Below are 21,003 nucleotides of genomic sequence, written 5' to 3' on the forward strand. Positions count from 1 at the left end.
GCCGCGTCTGTCGCAACTATTCAACTCTAACGCGGCCGGATGAAACTAAAACATCTCGCTTTCGATGGCCGCAACCGTCCCGGCATCGAGCAAATGCGCACCCCAGCCGCGTTTCGCCAGCACATGCGACAGCCCCGGAGTCATCAACAGCAGCAGCGCGGTCATGACCAATGGCACGGCGCTGAGCCAGTCGATGCGCACCGGCGTGAGCTCTTCGGTACTGCCGGCATAGTCGCCACGGCGACACCAGATATCGCGGCAAATGCGTAGCAGATCGCACCTGTCGCCGCCGCGCTGCGCGCTGCCGAGCAGCACCTGCATGGCCTGATGCGTGACGACGCCCTCGCGCGTTGCCCGCGCGACCGCCGGAGTCTCGCCCAGCGAGACGCGCAGCAGCAGATCGACCAGATCGACGCCGGCGAGCCAGGCCGCCATCGGCTCGACCAGCCGCGGATTGCAGTCGATATAGAATGGCCCGCTGTCATCGTCCGGCATGATGAAGTCGATTGACAGCGCGCCGTGCCAGGCGAGATGCCTACCGATGGCCGCGAGATCGTCGCGCACGCGATCACGCCGCACGCTGCGCTTGATGGCATCGCCGCCGCCGGCGCCCTCCATGATCTGACGAGTGGCGTGAAAGCCGACCAGCTCGCCGCGGCAGAACACGCCCTGCGCCTTCTCGGTCGCGCCCGCGGCGTGGGCCTGCACCAGCACCTCGCCGGCAAGGCCGTTGCCGACCTCAAGCTCTCTCATTGCCAGCGCGAGGTCAGCATCATTGCGCACCATCCAGACGCCGCGGCTCGCGGTGCCGATGGCGGTCTTGATCACGCAGGGAAAGCGGAGATCGGTACGAAGCGTATCGGCGCTTGCGACGATCTGGGTCTCGGGTTGCGGCAATCCAAGCTCGCTCAGCATACGGCTGAAATCGGCCTTACTATGCGCCGCCCGGTAGCTCGCGAAGGACGGCAAGGCCAGGCCGGCCAGCGGCCTCAGCCGCTCCTGCACTTTCGCGAATAGGAAGCCCTGTTCGTGGATTGGCAGTAGTACGTCATAGTCGCCTGTCGCCAGCAGGCCTTCGATGAACCGCAGGAAGCCCGAGGGATCGTCCCTCATTCCCGGGCAGCGGTGATATGTGCGGACAAATCGCGAGAACCGCGCCAGCCCGGCAGCGGCGGGATCGCAGACATCCACCACATGGCCGGCGAGGCCGAGCACGGTGACAGCCTCCCGCGCGGAGGTACTGGTGCCTTCCGACAGCAGGATCCGCAGCGGCTTAAAATTCGGGCTGTTCGTCATCATGCTCAATCATGTCGCATTCCCGGGCCGTGGTCGCGTTTCCCACTGCTGCCCTGCACGGGCCGCAACACCTGCATGTCGCAGTGCTGATAGACATTAACCTGCTGAGAACGTAGGCATAGCGCACCTTTTCGAGGCTGTAACAAGCGGCCATCAGCCGCCTTGGGTGGAAACGCATATGGTCGATATCCCGGCCTCGACCTCGCATCTCGCGTCGCGTGACCAAGTCCCTTCGGCGACGCGGACGCTGACGGCGATTTCCACCGCGCATTGGGTCAGCCACTTCCACATCTTCGTACTGCCAATGCTGTTCCCGTTCCTGAAGGACCGGCTCGGCGTCGGCTATATCGAACTCGGCTTCGCCCTCACCACTTTCGCTGTCGTCTCCGGCCTCACCCAGGCGCCGATCGGCTATCTCGTCGACCGCATCGGCGCGCGCAAGATCCTGATCCTCGGCGTCATGCTCGGCGGCTGCGCGCTGATCGCGCTCGGCCTGTTGCTCAGCTATCCCGCGCTGATCGTCTGCGCCGCGCTGCTCGGCCTCGCCAACAGCGTCTATCATCCGGCCGACTACGCCATCCTCGCCGCGCATATGGACGAGTCGAAGATGGGCCGCGCATTCTCGATCCATACCTTTGCCGGCTTCATCGGCGGCGCAGTCGCGCCTCCCCTGATGGCGGCACTGCTGGTTGGTATCGGCGGCCAGGGCGCGCTGATCGTCGCGGGAGCCATCGGCGTGGCGATCGCACTGATGCTGATCGTGGTCGGCATTCCCGATGCCGGCGCGATGGCTGATGGCGATGACGCCAAGGGCGCCGAGTCGCCCAAGGTCAGCATGATGACCCCGGCGATCCTGATGCTCACGCTGTTCTTCACACTGCTCTCGCTGTCGCAGAACGGCATCAACAGCTTCGGCATCGTCGCGCTGATGAACGGCTACGGCACATCGCTGTCATCGGCGAATATCGCGCTCACGGCTTTCCTCGCCGCCAGTGCCGTCGGCGTGCTTGCCGGCGGCTGGCTGGCCGATCGGACCAGACACCACAGCCGCGTCGCCGCCGTGTGTTTCACGATCAATGCCGCCATCATCTGCGCCATCGCAGTGTTCACGCTGCCGACGCCGGTGATCGTCGCGGCTATGACCACTGCAGGCTTCCTCGGCGGCGTGCTGACGCCGTCGCGCGACATGCTGGTGCGCGAGGCGGCCCCTCCCGGCGCTGCCGGCCGCGCCTTCGGCATCGTCTCGACCGGCTTCAATTTCGGCGGCATCATCAGCCCCATCCTGTTCGGCTGGTTCATGGACCACGCCTTGCCGCATTGGGTGTTCGGCGCCTCCGCCTGCTTCATGGCGGCAACGGTGCTGCTGGCGTTGGTGTCGGAGCGCAAGCGGTAACGGGTTGTCGTCCCGCCTGCGTGGGGGACGACGGGCAGCGATTCTGTTATGGTCTCCGCCGCATGCTCACGGTTCGCCATCTCACCAAATCCTATCGCTCAGCCCAGGAACAGATCGCCGTTCTGCGCGGCGTCGATCTCAGCGTTGCCGCCGGCGAGAGCGTGGCGCTGACCGGCGAATCCGGCAGCGGCAAGAGCACGCTGCTGCATCTGATCGCCGGCCTCGATGAAGCCGACAGCGGCGAGATCCAACTCGGCGACATCATCGTCACCGGCCTCCATGATTCCGCCCGCGCCGCCTTACGCCGCGATCGGCTCGGCCTCGTGTTCCAGCAGTTCAACCTGATCCCGTCGCTGTCGGTCGCCGACAATCTGGCGTTTCAGTCGCGCATCTCCGGCAAACATGACGCAGCCTGGCAACGCGAACTCACCGAGCGCCTCGGCCTCGGTGCGCTGCTCAAGCGCTATCCCGAACAGCTCTCCGGCGGCCAGCAACAGCGCGTGGCCATCGGCCGCGCGCTGGCCTCGAAGCCGCTGCTGCTGCTCGCGGATGAACCCACCGGCAATCTCGACGAGGATACCGCCGACGACGTTCTGAAACTGGCGCGCGATCTCGTGGCACGCACCGGCTGCGGTTTCCTGATGGTGACCCATAGCGAGCGTCTCGCGGCCACGCTGGATCACCGCATCCACCTTCATGCCGGATTGATCGCGTGAGACGCGCGCTCTGGATCCTTGCGGTGCTACTCAGCCACTGGCGCCGGCATCCGATGCAGTTCGCGACACTCCTGATCGGCCTGATCGCCGCGACCGCATTATGGAGCGGCGTGCAGGCGCTCAACCAGCAGGCGCGCACCAGCTATGACCGCGCCGCCGCGGCCTTCGGCGGCACGCGCACGCCGATGCTGGTCGCAACCAATGGCGGCGCGTTTTCGCAACAGCTCTTTGTCGATCTGCGCCGCGCGGGCTGGCCGGTCTCGCCCGTGGTCGAAGGCCGGATCTCCATTGGCGGCCGCTCGGTGCGCCTGCTCGGCATTGAGCCGGTGACCATGCCGATTGAAGCCAGCGCTGCGACGGAGATCAGCAGGACCGGCGTGCAGGCGTTTCTGACGCCGCCCGGTCAAGCGCTGATCGCGCCGGAAACGCTGGCCAGCCTCGGCCTCGCCGAGGGCGCGACGCCTGCGCTCAATAACGGAGCGCTGCTGCCACCCCTGAAACTGCAGCCGCAGCTCGCGCCCGGCGTGCTGGTGGTCGATATCGGCATCGCCCAGAAACTGCTGAAGATGCCGGATCAGATCTCGCGCCTGCTGATCGGCAGCGCCAAGGGTCCCCGCGCTTCGCTTGAAAGCGTCGCCGTCGATCGGTTGCGGCTGGTGCAGCCCGATGCAGAGACCGACCTCGAACGTCTCACCGACAGTTTCCATCTCAATCTCACCGCCTTCGGCCTGCTATCCTTCTTCGTCGGGCTGTTCATCGTCAATTCGGCCATCGGCCTCGGCTTCGAACAGCGCCTGCCGATGCTGCGCACCTTGCGTGCCTGCGGCGTCTCGGCGCGGCAGCTCAACAGTGTGCTGATCCTCGAACTCGTCAGCATCGCACTGATCGCCGGCGCCATCGGTCTCGTCTGCGGCTATTTCATCGCCGCATCGCTGCTGCCCGATGTTGCGGCCAGCCTGCGTGGGCTTTACGGCGCGCAAATCCCTGGGCAATTGACGCTGAAGCCGGAATGGTGGTTCGCTGGTCTCGCGATTTCCATCATCGGTGCGCTGCTGGCGGCGACATCGAGCCTGCTGAAAGCTGTCCACCTCCCCTTACTCGCCACCGCACAGCCCTATGCCTGGCAACAGGCACAGCATCGCTGGCTGCGGCTACAAGGCACGGGCGCATTGCTCGTATTCATCGCTGCCGGCCTCGCGCTCTGGCTGGGCGATTCACTGATTGCCGGCTTTTTCGTACTGGCGGCGCTGCTGCTCGGCGCAGCGCTCGCATTGCCGGTCATTCTCGGCATCGTCCTTGCCGGCGGTGAACGCAGCACGCAACGGCCGCTCGTCACATGGTTCTGGGCCGACAGCCGGCTGCAACTCTCGGGCCTGTCGCTGGCGCTGATGGCGTTGCTGCTGGCGCTCGCCGTCAATGTCGGCGTCGGCACCATGGTGGAGAGTTTCAGCCGGACCTTTACGGGCTGGCTCGACGGGCGGCTGGCGTCCGAGATCTATCTGAACGCGGCGAGCGAGAAGCAGGCGATCGAGATCAAGACCTGGCTGAAGACGCGCCCCGACGTGCAGGCCGTTCTGCCGGGCAGCCGCACGGACCTGCAGTTCAACGGTGCGCCGATCGAGCTGCTCGGCTTCGCCGATCACGCCACCTATCGCGATCAATGGCCGCTGCTGGATTCAACCAGCGATGCATGGGATCGCGTGCGCAGCGGCGACGGCGCGCTCATCAGCGAACAACTCTCGCTGCGCATGAAGCTCAAACCCGGCGGCCGTCTGGACGTGCCGACGCCGACCGGCACATGGCCGATGGAGATCGTTGCCGTGTATGCGGATTACGGCAATCCCAAAGGCCAGATCGGCGTGAGCATCGATGCGCTGGTCAAACATTTCCCTGATATTTCGCAGACCCGCATGGGCCTGCGCGTGGCCCCCGCGGCCGTGCCCGCGCTGATCGCAGCCATCCGTACGCGCTTCGGCCTTGATGGCCGCAGCGTGGCTGACCAGACAACGGTGAAAACGGAATCGCTTGCAATCTTCAACCGCACTTTCGCGGTCACCGCAGCGCTCAATGCCTTCACACTTGGCGTCGCCGGCGTCGCGCTCCTCACCAGCCTGCTCACGCTGAGCAATTCGCGTCTGCCGCAACTGGCGCCGCTCTGGGCCATCGGCATCACGCGCCGTCGACTGGCCGGGATCGAGCTGTTGAAGACGCTGTCGGTTGCCTTGATTACCTCACTGCTGGCGCTGCCGCTCGGCCTGCTGGTGGCGTGGTGTCTGATCGCCATCGTCAATGTAAAGGCCTTTGGCTGGCGCCTACCGTTCCATGTGTTTCCGCTGCAACTGGTCCAGTTGCTCGGCGTTGCCATGTTGGCCTCGCTGCTCGCAGCTCTGCTACCGATCCTGAAACTGCTGCGCATGCAACCGGCCACGCTGGCGAAAGTGTTCGCCAATGAGCGATAGCTTGCTCACACGTCGCAGCTTGATCGGCGCCGCCGCATTGCTCGGCCTCGGCGGTTTACGCGCATTCGCCCAAGGCTTTGCCGGCCTCGGCCGCGACGCCGAAGGTTTTGCGGCTGTCGTTCCGGGCCGCCCTCTCACCTTTCCGGCCGATCACGGCCCGCATCCGGATTATCGCATCGAATGGTGGTATCTCACCGCCAATCTCACGGACGCATCGGGCAATGCCTATGGCGCGCAGTGGACGCTGTTTCGTCAGGCGATGGCGGCGGGCGCGCAGGGCGACGGCTGGGCGACGCCGCAGATCTGGATGGGCCACGCGGCGGTGACATCCGCTACCGCGCATCATGCGGCCGAGAGTTTTGCCCGCGGCGGCGTCGGTCAGGCCGGCGTGACTGCGACGCCGTTCCGGGCATGGATCGATGCATGGGAGATGCGCGGCATCGAAGGCTTTAACGACATGTCGATCGCACCGCTCGACATATCGGCATCGTCAGCGGATTTCAGCTACCGGCTCCGCCTCGATGCACAGCAACCGCTGGTGCTGCAGGGCGACAACGGCTTCAGCCGCAAGTCGGAACGCGGCCAGGCATCGTATTACTACAGCCAGCCATATTTCACTGCATCGGGCGCGCTGACCATCGACGGCAAGGAGATTGCCGTCACCGGCCACGCCTGGATGGACAGGGAATATTCGAGCCAGCCGCTCGCTTCCGACCAAACCGGCTGGGACTGGTTCTCGCTGCATCTGCCCGATAACGCAAAGCTGATGCTGTTTCGTCTCCGGCAGAAAGATGGCGCGCATTATTTTGCCGGCAACTGGATCACCGCGGACGGAAAATCCGAGCAGCTTGCCCCAGGCGCTATAGACATGACGCCGACAGTCATGACGGAGATCGCCGGCCGCAGGATCCCGACGTCATGGAAGGTATCGATCGCATCGCGCGGATTACAGATCGCGACCTCGCCGCTGAATACCAGGAGCTGGATGACGACGAGCTTCCCCTATTGGGAAGGGCCGGTGAGCTTCACCGGCAGCCACAGCGGTACAGGCTATCTGGAAATGACGGGATATTGAGGCTGTTACCTAACCTCTCCCCGCCCTTTGCGGGGAGAGGTCGACCGGCGAAGCGCAGCGAAGACGGTCGGGTGAGGGGCATGGCACACTGCCTACCCGATCACCCAACTCTCTGATCGCATCATCATCCGATCCGCGAATACGAGCTTGCGGCGAACGCCGTACCTTGCCCCTCACCCGGGGCCGTCGCTTCGCGCCGGCCCCGACCTCTCCCCGCAAGCGGGGAGAGGTTAAGGAAGCGAAGCTTACTTCGTCAGCGGGCAGCCGCTCTCGGCCGCGGTCGGATAGGCCTTGTCGCCGGGCACCACGGCGAGCTGCTTGTAGTAATCCCATGGCTTCTTGGATTCCGACGGCTTCTTGACCTCGAACAGATAGAGGTCCTTCACCATGCGGCCATTGGCCAGCACCTTGCCGCCCTGGGCGAAGGCGTCATCGACCGGAAGTTCCTTCAGCTTCTTCGCGACAGCTTCGGAGTCCTTGGTGCCTGCCGCCTTGACTGCCTTCAGATAAGACAGCGTCGACGAATAGGTGCCGGCCTGGATCATGTTCGGCATGCGCTGGGTGCGCTTGAAGAAGCGATCGGCGAACTCACGCGATTTGTCGTCGCGGTCCCAGTAGAACGATTCGGTCAGCACCAGGCCTTGCGCGGCCTGCAGCCCGAGGCCGTTCACTTCGGCCAGCGTCAGCAGGAGGCCGGCGAGCTTCTGGCCGCCGGCGACGATGCCGAATTCAGCCGCCTGCTTCACGGCGTTGGTGGTGTCGAGGCCGGCATTGGCAAGGCCGATGACCTTTGCCTTGGACGCCTGCGCCTGCAGCAGGAAGGACGAGAAGTCAGACGAGTTCAGCGGATGGCGAACGGCGCCGAGCACCTTGCCGCCCTTTGCCTTCACGATGTCGCCGGTGTCCTTCTCCAGCGAATAACCGAAGGCGTAGTCCGCCGTGAGAAAGAACCAGGTGTCGCCGCCAGCTTCGGTCAGCGCGCCGCCGGTGCCAACACCCAAGGCGCGTGTATCGAACGACCAGTGGAAGCCATAGGGCGTGCAAGCATCGCCGGTAACGCGCGACGAGGCCGCGCCGACCACGATGTCGATCTTCTTCTCCTGATTGGAGAGCTCCTGCACCGCGAGCGCCACCGACGAGGTGGTCAATTCAGTGATCATGTCGACGCCTTCGACGTCATACCAGCGCCGCGCGATCGAGACGGCGAGGTCAGGCTTGTTCTGGTGATCCGCGGTGACCAGTTCGATCTTCTTGCCGAGCACCTCGCCGCCGAAATCCTCGATCGCCATCTTGGCGGCTTCGACCGAATATTTGCCGCCGTAATCGGCATAGACACCGGACTGATCGTTGAGAATGCCGATCTTGACGCCTTGCGCCGAGGCCGGCGCGGCCAGGAAAAGACCGCACAGCGCAGCCGTCGACAACAGTCCGAATTTCATCAATGCCTCCCAAGTTTTCAATTTGGGCGCACGCTATGTGAGAAGCTCGGGACGAACCAGATAATCTTTCGACTTAGCCGAAATGTGCAGATCAGCTTTGCGTTAGTTCAAGATCGCTCCCAACGAAGATTGCTGCAACGCACGCGTGCGGTCACTGCATCCGCTTTTTCAACGTGGCGTCGATACAGGCGAGTTCCCGCTCGATCTCCGCGACCATCGAGACAGGATCGGTGTCGGAGATCAGGTGCATCTTCTCGTATGTCCCATCCTGAATGCTCTTCAGGATGGCCAGGCGATCGTCCCGATAACCCTGCAGGCGCTCGAAATCGCCGCGCTCGGCATATTTCGCGATGAGTTTCTCGAAGACGGTGCTCATGGGGGAATTCCTTGGCATCAAAAGTGCGGGAGCGATGCCCCCGCGCCGTGAAATGGTCGGCTATCAGAGCCCGCGCAGCACCAACCGGTTGAGACGGCTCGCAAACGCGGCCGGATCTTCCGGCAATTCGCCGTCGAGGATCTGCGCCTGCTCCAGCAACAGGAACGCGATGTCGGACGCCTCGCCGCCCGCCGCCTTGTCGGCACCGGCGATCTTCGCCACCAGCGGATGGCGCAGATTGATTTCAAGGATCGGCTTGGTCACCGAGCCGCGGTTCTGCATCGCCAGCATACGCTCAAGTTCGCGGTCCGGGCCGGCGCCGCCGGCCACAAGGCACGAGGCCGACGTGGTCAGACGCGTCGAGACCTTCACGTCGGAGACGCGATCGCCGAGCGCTTCCTTGATGACGGCAATGGTCGCCGCCTCATCGGTCTCGGTCTTCGGCTCGTCCTTGGTCGCGTCTTCATCAATGCGCGGGATCAGATCGAGATTGACCTCGCCCTGGCTCAGCGACTTCAGCGGCTTGCCCTCGAAATCCAGCGGCGCCGAACTCCAGAACGCATCGACCGCGTCGGTCAGCAGCAACACCTCGATGCCGCGCGACTTGGCGGCCTCTAACTTCGGATTCGACTTCAGGCGATCGAGGCTGTCACCAGCGAGATAATAGATCTCGGTCTGGTTCGGCTTCAGGTCCGCGACATAGTCCTTCAGCGAACGCTTCTCGCCCGAGGTCGTGGTGAAACGCGACAGCGCCAGCAGCTTCTCGCGGCGCTCGAAATCCTCATAGATGCCTTCCTTGATCACCGGACCGAAGGCGTCCCAGATCTTGGCAAAGGTTTCGGCGTCTTTCTCGCTCAGCGTCTCCATCTCGCCGATCACGCGCGTCGCCACGGCCTTCCTGATTTGCGCGAGCTGCGGATTATTCTGCAGCATCTCGCGCGAGAGGTTTAGCGGCAGATCCTCGGCATCGATGACGCCGCGGATGAAACGCAGATAGGACGGCAACAGGTCCGCATCGTTGGTGATGAAGACGCGGCGCACATAGAGCTTCACATGGCCCTTGCGATTCGGCTCGAACAGGTCGAACGGCTTCTGCGACGGCGCGAACAGCAGCACCGCATAGGAATAGCGGCCCTCGGCACGGTAATGCAGTGTCATCGCCGGCTCGTCATAGGCATGCGCAATGGACTTGTAGGCCGCGCTGTAATCCTCCGGCTTCAGTTCCGACTTGGAACGCTGCCACAGCGCGCTGGCCGAATTGATCTGGCGCGGCTCGGCATCGCCGTCCTTGAGCATGATCGGAAACTGGATGTTGTCCGAATAGGCGCCGACAATACGCTCGATCTCATAGGTCTCGAGATATTTCTTCGCGTCGTCTTTCAGATGCAGCACGATCGACGTGCCGGTCGGCACGCTCATGCCGTCGCTGACCTGGCCGATCTCGAAACCGGCGCCGCCAGTCGAGGTCCAGGTGAAGGCGTCATGAGTACCGGCACGGTGGCTGGTGACGACGATCTTCTCCGCCACCATGAAGGCCGCATAGAAGCCGACGCCGAACTGGCCGATCAGGTTGGAGCCGTCCTTGGCTTCGGTGAGCCGCGACAGGAACGACTTGGTGCCGGAGCGCGCAATGGTGCCGAGATTGTCGATCAGCTCCTGGCGGTCCATGCCGATGCCGGTATCGACGATCGACAGCGTACCGGCCGCCTTGTCCGGAATGATGGTGATGTTGGGCGACTGGCCGTCGGGGATCAGCTGCGGATTGGCGATCGCCTCATAGCGCAGCTTGTCGCAAGCGTCGGACGCATTGGAGACCAGTTCGCGCAGAAAAATGTCGGTCTCGGAATAGACCGAGTGAACCATCAGGTTCAGCAATTCGGCGACTTCGGCCTGGAACGGCTGGGAAACGGGTGCAGCGGTGTCAGTGGTCGTCATGAAAAGTGCCCGATACTGGTAAGGGAGAGATCACGCATATAGCGACGCGGATTTGCCGAGTCCATGGTGCGAACCGATGGTTTCCGCGCGAAAAGGCTGATCGGGAACTGAAACTCGCGACGCTACTTTGAAGCAGCGACCTGCGATGCGAGCAGAGCCGTGGTCGCATCGAGATCGACCAGCGGATAGACCTCGAACTGCGCCGGGATGATATCGGCCCATTCGTTCAGGATGCGATGCAGCACTTCATTGCCATCGACCTTGAACACCGCGACCACGCCGCGGCCGACGCGCGGATAGATGTGCTGGCAGACACCCGACGCCTGATACCCAGCCATCCACGGCCAGAAGCTCTGACGCGCGGCCGCCATGTCGGACGGACGATCTGCGCGCGGATTCGAGATCACCAGAAACAGCATCGCTGATCTCCTGTCGGCGTACTCAGAACGCGTCAGCCCTGCAGCGCACCGTGATAGGCGCTTTCCAGCATGGCCAGGCATTCACGCGCACGCGCCTGCGCGATGTCGTTCGCGGTCTGGGAGATTTCGCGGAGATCGCGGATCGCCAGATCGACGGCGCTCAGTAGATCGATTTCACACTCATCGGCCTGGGGGGCCGCTACACGCATAGGGAAAGGGATAACTACACTCACTGGCACGCCCGCTCTTCACGATTGCAACGCTCGAATCACTCGCGACTCATTTGGCCTGCGAATGGTTAAGCCAATCGGTAGGAAGCAACGGATCTGACGTAAAACTGTCGCGCCGCCGTCAATCCTGCCAGCTCACCGGCGGGATCAGACCGACGGACGGGTCATCGCCAGGGTCATCGGACGGCTGGATCGTGGGCGCTTCGTCCTGTTCGGGCGTCGCGTCGATAATCATGGCCGGCGACGGAAGCTGTGGAACGGCCATGCTCTGCTGCCCGCGCCGATAGGATTCGAATTCGAGCTGTTTGGCGAAATACCGGAACAGGTCAGCCGCGTATTTGCGCTGCTCGGGGCTGGACGCCGAGGCGATCTGGAAGATCAATTCGTCGGACAGTTCCGACGTGGTCGCACCGGTCAGGTCTTCGAGAACGCTCATCACAATGGCTCGGCCTATGAAGCCTTGAGCCTGCACGAGTGTGGTTGATATCGCGTTGTTCGTCAGAGTAATCGGGGGGCGCGTGCATAAGCATCACTAATGACGCCCTAATTTGTACCGCTAGGGGGCATCGAACGTCCTACGGATGCGGCCGCATATGACCAGACGCAATGAGATAGTGCCTGTTGCGCACTCCTGCCGCTTATTCGTGCAAGTCGGCGGAACCCGGCACACGGAAAATTAAGCCACGATTAACCATGACCGGGCAATAACCGGGAGGTAACTGATTGCTGTCAACGGGGATACGACGATGGTCTTGGCAATGAACCGCAGCAGTCATTCTGCGCATGCCAATGCAACCGAAGAGAACGACGATAGCTCCGATATCTCCGCGCTGATCGGGCGGTTGACCGCCGAGGTCAACGAGATCGCCTGCGAGAAAACCCGGTCGATCCAGCACATCACCAACCAGATGAAGATGCTGGCGCTGAACGCGCTGATCGAAAGCTCGCGCGCGGGAGCGCAGGGCGCGGGCTTCGCGGTCGTCGCGCAGGAAGTGCGCAATGTCGGCCAGCAGGTCGAGACCATCGCGCGCGATCTGGAATCCCAGCTCACAGCCCGCACCGGCAGCCTGATGGCGTCGATCGAGAAGATGACCGAGCGCTCGCGCGGCGAACGCATGGTCGACCTGTCGCTGAATGCCATCGAACTGATCGACCGCAATCTCTATGAGCGCACCTGCGACGTCCGCTGGTGGGCGACCGACTCCGCCGTCGTCGATTGCGCAGCCGCACCGAGCGATGCCACCGTCGCTCATGTCTCCGAGCGACTTGCCGTGATCCTCGGCGCCTACACCGTCTATCTCGATCTCTGGCTGTGCGACATGCAAGGCAATGTCATCGCCAGCGGCCGTGGCGATCGTTTCAATGTCACGGGCCAGAACATCGCCGGCACCGCCTGGTTTCGCGACGCCCGTACGCTGCGCTCCGGCGACGACTACACCGCGGGCGACGTCGAGCGCCAGCCGCTCCTGAACAATGCGCAGGTCGCGACCTATTGCGCCAGCGTGCGCGAAGGCGGCAAGGCCAATGGCCGCGCCATCGGCGTGCTCGCGATTCATTTCGACTGGGAAGCCCAGGCGCGCGCCATCGTCGAGGGCGTTCGCGTCGACGACGACAAGACGCGCGTACTTTTGGTGGATTCGAACCTGCGCGTCATCGCCTCGTCCGACGGCCAGGGCCTGCTCACCGAACGCATCCCACTGGCCTTGAACGGCCGCCGCAGTGGCTTCTATCATGACCGTTCCGGCGGCCTCGTCGCCTTTCATGCCACGCCCGGCTACGAGACTTATAAGGGTCTCGGCTGGTACGGCGTGATCATGCGCGGCGCCTAGCCGCACGATCTAGTCAATGGCGACTTCGCTGCGATAATCTCCCCTACGCCACGAGCGGGAGACAGCGATGACCGACGTCACTTTCGAACCGGCAATTCCGGTTCTGCGCATCTATGACATTGCTAAAGCGAAGGAGTTCTATGTCGACTTCCTCGGCTTTGCGATCGACTGGGAACATCGTTACGAGCCGGACTCCCCGCTCTACATGCAGGTGTCGCGCGGCGGCGTGAAGCTGCATCTCAGCGAACACTATGGCGACGGCACGCCGGGCAGCGTGGTCTATATCCGCGGCAGCAATATCGCGGCTTTCGCAAAGGAGCTGCATGACAAGCAGGCCCGCTTCGCGCGCCCGAGTCCGACCGATAGGGGCCCAAAGATCACCGACCCGTTCGGCAATGTGCTGCGCTTCGATGACGCGACCAACACGCACTGAGCCCGCCGCTTCAGCCATCGCTGCAACGAGAACTTACCCGTTCAACCAGTTCCGGATCTTCGCGAAGAACCCCGTGTCACGTCGCACGCCGACGGGCCCCACGGCAATTGGCCGCACGGGCTCGCCATCCACGACCGGCGCTGCCCTTGCTGCCGCCAGCGCCATGGGCCCGACCTGCGCGAGGAACGCATGTTCATGGCTGCGCGTCAGCCGCGCCAGCGCGGCGTCAAATGGCAGCCACGCGACTTCGCTGATATCCTTCATCAGCTTGCGTGACGGCGCGGGCGCGGCCTCCATATGCCAGAAATGCACGACCTTGGTCCGTTCGCCGAGCGGATAGGCCAGCGCTCCGAGATAGTCATGCACCGACGCGGCATGACCGGTCTCTTCCAGCACCTCGCGCTCTGCCGCATCACGCGGCGTCTCGCCATTGTCGAGCTTGCCTTTTGGAAGCACCCAGTCGCCGCGCTTGCGCAGGCAGACCACGGCAAACAGCGGCGTCTCGCCCCGCTGCACGACAATGCCTCCCGCCGCCATGATGATATCGCGCGCCATGATTGTCCTTAACCGCTAACGCACAAAGACGCCATCGAGGTCATCCTCGATATGAGCACGAATGATGGAATCGAAGTCCGGTTCCGCCTGGAAACCCAGCGCCAGCGCACGTGTGGTATCGAACGTCGTGGGCCATCCGGCAACCATCGCCATGACAGCGGGATCTGGCACATGCTTGATGCGTGTCACAACACTGTCACCTCCCACACGGCGGAGCGCCGCGATCATGTCGGCGACCGATGCCCGCACGCCGGGCATCATCACCGTGCGGCGTGCGCCGAGCTTGGCGCTGTCGAGCGTCGCACCATGAAGCAGGAATTCCGTCGTCGCGCGCGGGCTGGCATGTGTCTGCCCGACCTCGTCGGTTACCGGCAGCACCGCCTCACGCCCGGCCAGCGGCTCGCGAATGATATTGGAGAAAAAACCCGATGCTGCCGCATTGGGCTTGCCCGGCCGCACGCAGATATTCGGCAGGCGAATTCCGATGCCGTCGAAGAAGCCGCGCCGCGTATAGTCCGCCAGCAGCAATTCGCAGATCGCCTTCTGCGTTCCGTAGCTCGACAGCGGCGTATGAAAGAAATCGTCGGTGATCGGCCCGTTATAGGGCGCGCCGAAGGTTGCGATCGACGAGGTGTAGACGATGCGAGGGCGATAACCGTCCCCCATCGCGCGGATCGCCTCGAACAGATTGCGCGTGCCGTCGAGATTGACCGCGTAGCCCTTGTCAAAATTCTGCTCGGCTCCGCCTGAGACGACCGCAGCAAGATGGAAGATCAAGTCGGGCTTTGACGCCAGCAGTGCTGCGGGCGCATCCGGTTTTGCGAGATCGACCATGATGCTGCGCGCGCCGACCAGATCGCTGGGGACCGCATCGGCCATCGCCAGATCGCCGATTTCCCCACCGCCGACATGACCGTCCTTCAGCAGCCGCTCACACAGCTTGCGGCCGATCATGCCGGCCGCGCCAATCACCAGAACCTTCATTCCTTGATCTTCACTCTTTGGGCGCCGACAGCTTGTAGATCTCCAGCGCGTCGGCATCGGCGCCGCGCACCGCCTTGCCCATGCGGAAGATCTGCGCCGCGAGCGCAGCCATCGGCACCGGCGTCGATGTGTCCTGTGCCACGGCGACGACCGTATCGAGGTCCTTGAGCATCGTATGGATGTGGCCGAGCGGCGGCGAGTGAATGCCCTGCGCCATGCGCGGCACGAACAGTTGCAGCGGGATCGAGTCTGCAAAACCGCCCGCGAGCGCCTCCGGCAGACGCTTGGCGTCGATGCCGGCATTCACGGCAAGTCGCGTCGCTTCGGCCAGCACCGCCATGGCGCAGCCGACGATCACTTGGTTGCAGAGTTTGGTCATCTGCCCGGCGCCGGTCGGCCCCATATGCGTGAAGTTACGCGCCATCGCCAGAATATAGGGCCTGATACGTTCGACATCGGCGGCCTCGCCGCCGGCCATGATGGCCAGCGTGGCTTCCTCAGCGCCCTTGGTGCCGCCCGACACCGGCGCATCGATCCAGCCCATGCCGTTCGCTGCCTTCAGCCGCGCCGCGATGGACTTGGTCTTGTCCGGATGAATCGAGGAGAAATCGACGACCAGCTTGGCGTTGCCATCGGCGCCGGACAGGCCGTTGTCGCCAAACACCACTTCCTCTACCGCCGATGCATCGGTGAGGCACATGAAGATAATGCTCGCATGGGCGACGACATCACGTGGACTGGCGGCGGCTTTCGCACCGGCCTCTAGCAACGCATTGACCTTGCCAGGCGAGCGATTCCAGACGGCCACATCGTAACCGGCGCCCAGCAACCGTTTGGTCATCGGCAGTCCCATCAGGCCGAGGCCGAGGTAACCGAGCTTCTCTTTGCCGCCCGCTGAATCCGCCATTTTGACGCCGTTGTCCTTCTGCCGCCGAGCCACGCTGCTCGCATCTGCGAGCTATCTACGCTGCGTCCGCAGCCGCAGCAACGATGATATCAACGCCTGCGCAACTGCCAATTGTTGCGCCACAGCACGAATGAATGTTGGGCACGCACCTCGCTTGCCAGAATATTTGAAGCATGAAAGGCTTCAAGACAGTGGGGCTTTTCTTTTGGCCGGGTCTGGCCATCATCAAACGGAGTGAGCGGGCATGAAGCTGGGTTCTTCGAAGTGGCTGATGGCGGCGACTCTCGCGGCGGGGGCGCTGACGGGTGCGGCGCAGGCGCAGACGATTCCGACCATCAAGGTCGGCTGGACCATTCCGGCCGAAGAATCCAAATACTGGATGATGAAACGCCCGACCGAATTCACCAATCTCGGCAAGACCTATAATATCGAATGGACCCAGTTTCAGGGCACCTCGCCGATGACGCAGGCGCTCGCCGCCGGCGCACTGGACTGCGCCACCCAGGGCGTGCTGTCGCTCGCCAACGGCGTCAACGGCGGCAATCTCAAGGCCTATATCGTCGCGCAGCACGTGTCGGAAAAGCCCGGCAGCTTCTCGGTCTACTGGGCCGTGAAGGACGACTCGCCGATCAAGACCATCGCCGATCTCAAGGGCAAGAATGTCGGCATCTCCGTCATCGGCGGCGGCACCTATGGTCCGTTCAAGATGCTGCTGAAGGGCGCAGGTGTCGATCCCGAGAAGGACGTCAAACTGATCGAGATTGGCTTCGCAGCTTCCGAGGATGCACTGCGCCAGGGCCGCGTCGACGCCATCAACATGAACCAGCCATTTGCCGCGCGCATGGAAGCCAAGGGCGGCACGCGCAAGCTGTTCTCGCTGAATGAAGCGATGCCGAACATCGTGCATATCCTTGAAGCCTGCCGCGCCGATTTCGTCGACAAGAACCCCGAACTCGCCAAGGCCTATGTCGCCGACATCACCCTTGGCATGAAGAAAGCGCTGGCCAACCGCGAGGAAACGCTGAAGGTCGTCAACGAAGTCATGAAGGCGCCGATCCCGGTACTGGAGACCTATCTGCTGAAGGAGAACGACTTCGCCCGCGACCCGGGCGCAGCACCGAACTTCCCCGCCATGCAGAAGATGCTCGATATCTACACCGAGGCCGGCATGCTGCCGAAGATGGACGCGATGCAGTTCAAGCATCCGACCATCGTGGCGCCGATCCAGTAGAGCAAGACACGACATCTCACTATATGATGTCCTGAGGCCACGCCCCACGGCGTGGCCTCAATGCATTGGACGACAAGACCAAGAAACGGACAGATTCCCATGAACAAATTGCGATCCCGCGTCACCACCGACGGCCTCGACCGTGCTCCGCACCGCGCCTTCATGCGCGCCATGGGCCTTGATGACGAAGCGATCGCAAAACCCATGATCGGCGTGGTGTCGATGAAGGGCGAGCAGACGCCCTGCAACATGACCCATGACTTTCAGGTCGACGCCGCCAAGACCGGTATTTCCGAAGCCGGCGGCACGCCGCGCGAGTTCTCGACCATCTCGGTCTCCGATGCCATCAGCATGAACCATGAGGGCATGAAGTTCTCGCTGCTGTCGCGCGAGATCATCGCTGACAGTATCGAAGCCGTGATGCACGGCCTCGCTTACGACGCGCTGATCGGATTCGGTGGCTGCGACAAGACGTTGCCCGGCGTCATCATGGGCATGGTCCGTTGCAATGTGCCGTCGATCTTCATCTATGGCGGCAGCGCGCTGCCGGGATTACACAAGGGCAAGACGCTGACTGCGCTGGATTCCTATGAAGCCGTCGGCGCCTTCATGACCGGCGACATCGACAAGCAGGAGTTGGACGCCATCGAACGCGCGTGTCTGCCGACCATCGGCGCCTGCGCCGGCCAGTTCACCGCCAATACAATGGCGATGGTGTCCGAGGCGCTGGGGATCACCATGCCCAATGTCTCGATGATCCCCGGCGTCTATGCCGAACGCGCGCAATTCGCCCGGCGCGCCGGACGTCTGGTCATGGACATGCTGCGCAACGATGGCCCGCTGCCGCGCGACATCGTTACGCGCAAATCCCTGGAGAACGGCGCCGCCATCGTGGCCGCCACCGGTGGATCGACAAACGCGGCGCTGCATCTGCCGGCCATCGCCAACGAGGCCGGCATCAAATTTACCATCGACGATGTCGGCGAGGTGTTCGCGCGCACGCCGCTGATCGGCAATCTGCGGCCGGGCGGCAAATATGTCGCCAAGGATGTCTACGATATCGGCGGCACTGCCGTCGTGATCCGTGCATTGCTTGAGAGCGGCCATATCGACGGCTCCTGCCTGACCATCACCGGCCGAACCATCGCGGAAGAATACGGCAATGCCAACAAGGCCGATGGCGAGATCATCTACAGCTCAGCGAAGCCGATCATGCCCGATGGCGGCGTTGCCGTGCTGAAGGGCAACCTGTCGCCCGATGGCGCGGTGATCAAGGTCGCCGGCCTGAAGAAGACGATATTCGAGGGCACGGCGCGTGTGTTCGAGGACGAGGAGAGCTGCGTCGCCGCCGTGAGGGACCAGAACTACAAGGAAGGCGACGTGCTGATCATCCGCAACGAAGGCCCGGTCGGCGGCCCCGGCATGCGCGAGATGCTCGGAGTCACCGCGCTCATCTACGGCCAGGGCATGGGCGAGAAGGTCGCGCTGATCACCGACGGCCGCTTCTCCGGCGCCACCCGCGGCATGTGCATCGGCTATGTCTCGCCGGAAGCCTATATCGGCGGCCCACTCGCGCTGGTGCGCGATGGTGACAAGATCCGCATCGACGCGCCGGCGCGGCGACTGGATCTGATGATCAGTGATGCCGAATTCGCCGCACGCAAGGCCGCATGGACCCAGCGCCCGCCGCGTCACCGCGCCGGTGCGCTGGCGAAATATGCCAAGCTCGTCGGACAGGCCCCCGGCGGCGCCGTCACGCATGATGGCGGCGCGGAATGGCCGTGGTTTGAGTGAGTAGTCCTGGCGCCGGCAGTGCGCTCCTTCTCCCCGCACTGCGCGGGGAGAAGGTCGGGATGAGGGGCAAGGTAACGGCCTATCATCTCGCATGGTCTATCGGGTCGGGATCGGTGCGAACCGTGAGTGCGATTGTGCGACGACTACAGCGCGCCGCCCCTCACCCGCCGCGAAGACGCGGCGACCTCTCCCCGTAAAGAACGGGGAGAGGTTAGAGCGCCGTCGCGGCCCTGAGCTCATCCGCCGTCGCCGCCTTCAGCCCAACCGCCTCGATCGCGCGTCGCGCGGCTGCAACCAGATCCTGATTGCCTTTGGCGCGGCAGCCATCCGGCAGCAATTCGTTGTTCTCGAAGCCGACACGGATATGACCGCCGAGCAATGCGCCCGCGGTGACGCAGGCCGTCTCCTGCGCACCGAAGGCGCAGACACTCCAGTGTTCGAATGTTGGCGCGCCGGATACGACGAACGGCAGCAGATCGGCCGGGTGTGACGTCTGCCCCGCGGTATAACGGCCGAGCACGAACAACACTGGCAGCTTCTTGAACGGCACTAGCCCGCGCTTGCGAAACTCGGCCAGCCGCGCAGCATCCTGCGCATCGTAGAGAATGATTTGCGGTGTCACGCGCTCGCGCTTCATCCAGCCGAGCAGATCGGCGAAGGCCTGCTCCTCGCCGGCATCGGGCACCAGTTCGCGCAGCGCCAGCGACGCCGCTTCCGGCTTCACCGCCTGCACCACCGCGCGCTGCTGCGCCGGTGTGTATTTGCCGAGCGCCTCGGAGGTGATTTGGATGACGAGCCTGTCGCCGACTGCACTACGGATCGCCGCGATGGCGTCCCGATAGGCCGCCGCATCGAGCAGGTGACTGCCGTCGGGATGACGCACATGGGCATGGATCATCGCCGCGCCTGCCTCAAGGCAATGCGCAGCCGTTACCGCCAACTCCGCCGGCGTCAGCGGCACGGCGGGATGGTCGGCCTTGACCTTGCGGCCGCCGTTGGGGGCGACCGCAATGGCAACGGGTGACATGATTTACGGAATCGCTGCGATGACGGCGATCTCGACCTTGATGGCGGGGTCGGCGAGCTTCGACTCGACGCAGGCGCGCGCTGGGCCAACGTCGGGCACCCAGGCATCCCACACCGTGTTCATGGCATCGCGGTCATTGATATTCGGCAGCCAGACGGTGGCGCTGAGGATGTTGTTCTTGTCGGTGCCGGCTTCCTTGAGGAGCGCGTCGATCTTGTCGAGCACCTGCTTGGTCTGCGTCTTGACGTCGCCCGAATATTCATCGGGCACCTGGCCGGCCAGATAGACGGTGTTGCCATGGATGGAAGCCTGGCTGAGACGCTTGCCGGGACCGAGACGCTTGATCATGCAGAAGTCTTTCATTGAGTGTGGAACGGAGTGACCCGGGCGCGACCATCCCCGCTCGGAACTGGCCCGTCAAGCCCATGACGTCACACGGCACAAGTGGCCCCGCGTGGACCACGTCCACTATTCCGCGGCGCGGGCCCGCTTCACGGCATCGTCCATCAACGCCTTTGGCGCTGGCAGCCGCAACCGGCGGCCATGCTGCAGATAGAGCAGCGCGACACGCTTCGGATCGGACAAGTTCCAGATTTCGACCGCGGGCAGCCGCCCCACCAGCGTCACGGACGGCCGATGCGCGATGACATGGGACAGGATCGCGGACTTTGGCCCCTTTTTGAATTTCCGGCGCACTTTTCGCGCGGCATTCTCATTGGCCGCCTGCCAGCGGATCTTGGGTCCGCGGCGACGGTTCAGAAGCCAAGAAAAGATTCGCAAAATGAATGGCATACGGCTTTTCTTTTTGCCCGGTTGCAGCGACGCTGGCGCGGTCGCGCACTCATTCTCTTAGAACGGATCATCGACAGGGGTAAAGCGGCGCGATCAAGGCGAAACGTCGCGAT

The 21,003-nt window shown here is 63.4% G+C and carries 21 protein-coding genes; 8 read left to right on the plus strand and 13 right to left on the minus strand.

Translation table 11 applies throughout. The features are described from left to right. Positions 1-45: 45 nt before the first annotated feature. Positions 46-1,299 (minus strand): ATP-grasp domain-containing protein, encoded by a 1,254-nt coding sequence (locus tag BLW80_RS07975; protein ID WP_244528048.1) that lies wholly within the window; start codon positions 1,297-1,299, stop codon positions 46-48. A gap of 175 nt (positions 1,300-1,474) precedes the next feature. Here BLW80_RS07975 and BLW80_RS07980 point away from each other — a divergent pair, with 175 nt between their 5' ends. The 4 genes from BLW80_RS07980 to BLW80_RS07995 all read left to right on the plus strand — a co-directional run bounded on the left by BLW80_RS07980 (position 1,475) and on the right by BLW80_RS07995 (position 6,939). Then, positions 1,475-2,689, plus strand: a complete 1,215-nt coding sequence (locus BLW80_RS07980) for an MFS transporter (protein ID WP_093757553.1) — start codon at positions 1,475-1,477, stop codon at positions 2,687-2,689. Positions 2,690-2,751: 62 nt separating this feature from the next. After that, on the plus strand, positions 2,752-3,405 hold the full coding sequence (locus tag BLW80_RS07985; protein WP_093757554.1) for an ABC transporter ATP-binding protein: 654 nt from the start codon (positions 2,752-2,754) through the stop codon (positions 3,403-3,405). Then, a complete protein-coding gene (locus BLW80_RS07990; protein ID WP_093757555.1) occupies positions 3,402-5,864 on the plus strand; it encodes an FtsX-like permease family protein in 2,463 nt (820 codons plus the stop codon). The genes BLW80_RS07985 and BLW80_RS07990 overlap by 4 nt, the downstream gene beginning before the upstream one ends. Further along, positions 5,854-6,939, plus strand: a complete 1,086-nt coding sequence (locus BLW80_RS07995) for a lipocalin-like domain-containing protein (RefSeq protein ID WP_093757556.1) — start codon at positions 5,854-5,856, stop codon at positions 6,937-6,939. Before BLW80_RS07990 ends, BLW80_RS07995 begins: the two co-directional genes overlap by 11 nt. 245 nt (positions 6,940-7,184) lie before the next feature. Here the strand turns inward: BLW80_RS07995 and BLW80_RS08000 are convergent, their stop codons facing one another. From BLW80_RS08000 to BLW80_RS08025, 6 genes are all read right to left on the minus strand, one after another. Continuing rightward, positions 7,185-8,378, minus strand: coding sequence for an ABC transporter substrate-binding protein (locus BLW80_RS08000; RefSeq protein ID WP_089267812.1), 1,194 nt, complete (start codon positions 8,376-8,378; stop codon positions 7,185-7,187). 151 nt (positions 8,379-8,529) lie between these two features. Then, a complete protein-coding gene (locus BLW80_RS08005; protein ID WP_093757557.1) occupies positions 8,530-8,754 on the minus strand; it encodes a hypothetical protein in 225 nt (74 codons plus the stop codon). 63 nt (positions 8,755-8,817) lie between these two features. After that, positions 8,818-10,689 (minus strand): molecular chaperone HtpG, encoded by a 1,872-nt coding sequence (gene htpG / locus BLW80_RS08010; RefSeq protein ID WP_093757558.1) that lies wholly within the window; start codon positions 10,687-10,689, stop codon positions 8,818-8,820. Positions 10,690-10,811: 122 nt separating this feature from the next. After that, positions 10,812-11,108, minus strand: coding sequence for a DUF3303 family protein (locus BLW80_RS08015; RefSeq protein ID WP_093757559.1), 297 nt, complete (start codon positions 11,106-11,108; stop codon positions 10,812-10,814). 32 nt (positions 11,109-11,140) lie between these two features. After that, positions 11,141-11,317, minus strand: a complete 177-nt coding sequence (locus tag BLW80_RS08020) for a hypothetical protein (protein WP_210269243.1) — start codon at positions 11,315-11,317, stop codon at positions 11,141-11,143. A gap of 142 nt (positions 11,318-11,459) precedes the next feature. Further along, positions 11,460-11,774 carry a hypothetical protein gene (locus BLW80_RS08025; RefSeq protein WP_089267817.1) on the minus strand — a complete coding sequence of 105 codons (315 nt, stop codon included), beginning with the start codon at positions 11,772-11,774 and terminating at the stop codon, positions 11,460-11,462. Positions 11,775-12,096: 322 nt separating this feature from the next. On the opposite strand from BLW80_RS08025, the gene BLW80_RS08030 reads away from it, so the two are divergent. Both BLW80_RS08030 and BLW80_RS08035 read left to right on the plus strand, forming a co-directional pair. Next, on the plus strand, positions 12,097-13,167 hold the full coding sequence (locus BLW80_RS08030) for a methyl-accepting chemotaxis protein (RefSeq protein WP_244528141.1): 1,071 nt from the start codon (positions 12,097-12,099) through the stop codon (positions 13,165-13,167). 67 nt (positions 13,168-13,234) lie between these two features. Beyond that, positions 13,235-13,600: a glyoxalase superfamily protein gene (locus BLW80_RS08035; protein WP_093757560.1), complete on the plus strand. Its 366-nt coding sequence runs from the start codon at positions 13,235-13,237 to the stop codon at positions 13,598-13,600. Between the two features lie 33 nt (positions 13,601-13,633). Here BLW80_RS08035 and BLW80_RS08040 read toward each other — a convergent pair whose 3' ends face one another. From BLW80_RS08040 to BLW80_RS08050, 3 genes are read right to left on the minus strand one after another with little or no spacing between them, the layout of a single operon-like run. Then, positions 13,634-14,155: an NUDIX hydrolase gene (locus BLW80_RS08040; RefSeq protein ID WP_093757561.1), complete on the minus strand. Its 522-nt coding sequence runs from the start codon at positions 14,153-14,155 to the stop codon at positions 13,634-13,636. Positions 14,156-14,170: 15 nt separating this feature from the next. Then, the gene (denD, locus tag BLW80_RS08045) at positions 14,171-15,139 is read right to left on the minus strand and encodes a D-erythronate dehydrogenase (protein ID WP_093757562.1); all 969 of its coding nucleotides are present in this window, start codon (positions 15,137-15,139) and stop codon (positions 14,171-14,173) included. A gap of 10 nt (positions 15,140-15,149) precedes the next feature. Further along, positions 15,150-16,046, minus strand: coding sequence for an NAD(P)-dependent oxidoreductase (locus BLW80_RS08050; RefSeq protein ID WP_093758167.1), 897 nt, complete (start codon positions 16,044-16,046; stop codon positions 15,150-15,152). A gap of 271 nt (positions 16,047-16,317) precedes the next feature. On the opposite strand from BLW80_RS08050, the gene BLW80_RS08055 reads away from it, so the two are divergent. Together BLW80_RS08055 and ilvD are read left to right on the plus strand one after the other, a co-directional pair. Further along, positions 16,318-17,277: an ABC transporter substrate-binding protein gene (locus BLW80_RS08055; RefSeq protein ID WP_244528142.1), complete on the plus strand. Its 960-nt coding sequence runs from the start codon at positions 16,318-16,320 to the stop codon at positions 17,275-17,277. A 99-nt stretch (positions 17,278-17,376) separates the two neighbouring features. Next, entirely contained in the window at positions 17,377-19,071 is a 1,695-nt protein-coding gene (gene ilvD, locus BLW80_RS08060) for a dihydroxy-acid dehydratase (protein WP_093757564.1), read from the plus strand. Positions 19,072-19,282: 211 nt separating this feature from the next. On the opposite strand, the gene BLW80_RS08065 is transcribed toward ilvD, so the two are convergent. The 3 genes from BLW80_RS08065 to BLW80_RS08075 all read right to left on the minus strand — a co-directional run bounded on the left by BLW80_RS08065 (position 19,283) and on the right by BLW80_RS08075 (position 20,890). Continuing rightward, on the minus strand, positions 19,283-20,098 hold the full coding sequence (locus BLW80_RS08065; RefSeq protein WP_093757565.1) for a beta-keto acid cleavage family enzyme: 816 nt from the start codon (positions 20,096-20,098) through the stop codon (positions 19,283-19,285). A gap of 3 nt (positions 20,099-20,101) precedes the next feature. Then, positions 20,102-20,446 (minus strand): RidA family protein, encoded by a 345-nt coding sequence (locus BLW80_RS08070; protein ID WP_089267869.1) that lies wholly within the window; start codon positions 20,444-20,446, stop codon positions 20,102-20,104. A 120-nt stretch (positions 20,447-20,566) separates the two neighbouring features. Next, on the minus strand, positions 20,567-20,890 hold the full coding sequence (locus BLW80_RS08075; RefSeq protein WP_139285792.1) for a hypothetical protein: 324 nt from the start codon (positions 20,888-20,890) through the stop codon (positions 20,567-20,569). Between the last annotated feature and the right edge of the window lie 113 nt (positions 20,891-21,003).

The organism is Tardiphaga sp. OK245 (genome assembly GCF_900108575.1).
GTDB classification, from domain to species: domain Bacteria; phylum Pseudomonadota; class Alphaproteobacteria; order Rhizobiales; family Xanthobacteraceae; genus Tardiphaga; species Tardiphaga robiniae.